The 1,993-nt window shown below is 25.5% G+C and carries 3 protein-coding genes and 1 pseudogene; all 4 read right to left on the reverse strand.

Going from position 1 to position 1,993, the window contains the following annotated elements; genetic code table 11:
* On the reverse strand, nt 1–171 hold a 171-nt coding region (locus H964_RS08445; RefSeq protein ID WP_039766609.1), incomplete at its 3' end, for an ATP-binding cassette domain-containing protein.
* 22 nt (nt 172–193) lie between these two features.
* Nucleotides 194–784 carry a hypothetical protein gene (locus tag H964_RS13045; RefSeq protein WP_156823677.1) on the reverse strand — a complete coding sequence of 197 codons (591 nt, stop codon included), beginning with the start codon at nt 782–784 and terminating at the stop codon, nt 194–196.
* Between the two features lie 188 nt (nt 785–972).
* Nucleotides 973–1,731, reverse strand: coding sequence for a hypothetical protein (locus H964_RS08455; RefSeq protein ID WP_039766616.1), 759 nt, complete (start codon nt 1,729–1,731; stop codon nt 973–975).
* Nucleotides 1,731–1,993: pseudogene (locus H964_RS13050) on the reverse strand (hypothetical protein); the annotation flags it as partial. The gene H964_RS08455 and the pseudogene H964_RS13050, both read right to left, overlap by 1 nt.

The raw sequence follows: 1,993 nt of genomic DNA on the forward strand, positions 1-1,993 counted from the left end.
AAATGTTGGCTTTATCAATCCACATATAGCTCTAAATAACATAGTTTTGCCTGAACCATTTCTACCATAAAATCCATAAATCTTTCCCTCTTCGAGCTCAAGATTAACATTATCCAAAATAACTTTTCCTTTGATTATCTTCGTTAAATTTCTAACTTCTATTGCTTTCATATTTAAAATCACCTCTTTCCTGTCAATCTCTCTCGAATATTTCAATATTTTTAACTACTTTTATTCCTATTATCACTACAATCGAAAAATAAATAGCAAGTATAAACATTGACCACCATATGCTAAAACCATTTATGCTATCTATTCCATAAATTCCAGTTATATCTACAATAAATCTATCACTATGCCAACTTAAAACAGCTTGTAGAACAGGACTGAATTTTATTAAAAGATAATTGAAATCACTTAAAGATATAAAAGATGGAACAAAAAATATTAGCCAAACTGTTATAGTAAACAAAAAGGATATTCTTGAACTTATATATAATGATAATATATTTGCAACTATAGTAAACAACATTATAGAAATAAAATTTAGCAGAACTATTATTGCACAACACAATAGACCTTTTATAAAAGAGTCCACCCTAAATTTATTTGCCAAGGCAAATAGTGTTGTGGTTATTACAAATGTAATCAGAAAAGATAAAATGTGTAAAGATATAAAATAAAGCTTACTAAAATACCATGAAAGCCTACTATCTTTTCTTGTAAAAATGTAAACTGCACATCTTTTAAAATCATGAGAAAAAACATTTCCTAAGGTAGCCATAAGATATAATCTGGGCAAAGCATATATTAAAGGATATATAAAAGAAGTTACTTTACCCGGAAAAGGTAAATAATTGAAACTCAAAATCAAAAAAATCTCAACAGAAGTATTACTATAAAATTTCAAAGACATCAGCCAATATAAATCAATTAACAAAGAGATAACTAAGGAACTGACAAAACTATTTATCAGTTTTCTGATTTCTTATCACCTCTGTAAATATCTATTTTTTTCAATGTATTTGTCATAACAATGTTCAAGAAGGTAAAAAGCAGCAAAAAATAACTAAGGTATATTCCAAATAAAAAAAGATGCTTTTTTAGCGATAAATTATAGCTCATTAGAAAATTTATTAACATACCTAAGGTAATACCACAAAAATTCCCTGTCTTAAAGATATATATAAAGATAAAATCTATTAAAGGCACTAATATACCAATTATATACGCTGCAATAGTTTTTTTAATAATAGCCAATACAATAAGATATACTGTTCCATATACAACTAACAAAAGAAGCACAATAAATAGAAACTCTAAAATGAATATAAACTCCTTGTAGCTTAAAGCTTTTAAATACTTTGAACTCAACATAACAGTTACTATCAAAGGTATAGTGTATATAGATAATAAATAGATTAAGGTATCTTTTAGTAAAATTTTTATTTTTTCCTTCCACCAATCCTCAACATAAGTATATTTCAGAATAATCAGGCAATTTTCCATATGTATTTGCGAACTGACCAAAAGAAGATATATGGGTACATAAAAAAACGTAATTACGTTTGCTTTAAATATTTGACTTAGAATTAAATCAATCGTCCATGCTTTATTCTTATTCAAAAATTTAAACAAAGAAATCGAAAGTACTAATTCCACAAATAAAGTTGCAAAATAAGCTATAAATTTTCTTGCTAAGTTTAAATAGAAAATTCGCCTAAATTTCATTATACTTCATCCTTACTACATTTAAAGTTTATAATAATAAGACTTATAAAGAACAACATAATCATAAAGATTAGGAAATATTGGTAATTTGTAATTTCAGAAGAAAATGGAAGAATAATTAAATAATCAGCTATTGAAAATGTAGTTGACGAACTAATTAATTTTCCAATAATATTTTCCAGCAGATAGAATAAAAAAGCTAAAATAACCACCAAATATCTGTTCATTTTTCTAAAGAAGGATATAGAATATGAAACCAAAA

Source organism: Caldicellulosiruptor sp. F32, assembly GCF_000404025.1.
In the GTDB taxonomy this organism is placed as follows: domain Bacteria; phylum Bacillota; class Thermoanaerobacteria; order Caldicellulosiruptorales; family Caldicellulosiruptoraceae; genus Caldicellulosiruptor; species Caldicellulosiruptor saccharolyticus.

What these genes read in the sequence shown, in the direction of transcription:
- H964_RS08455 (WP_039766616.1), bottom strand. Translation starts at nt 1,731, where the DNA reads ATGAAATTTAGGCGAATTTTCTATTTAAACTTAGCAAGAAAATTTATA.
- H964_RS13045 (WP_156823677.1), bottom strand. Translation starts at nt 784, where the DNA reads ATGGCTACCTTAGGAAATGTTTTTTCTCATGATTTTAAAAGATGTGCA.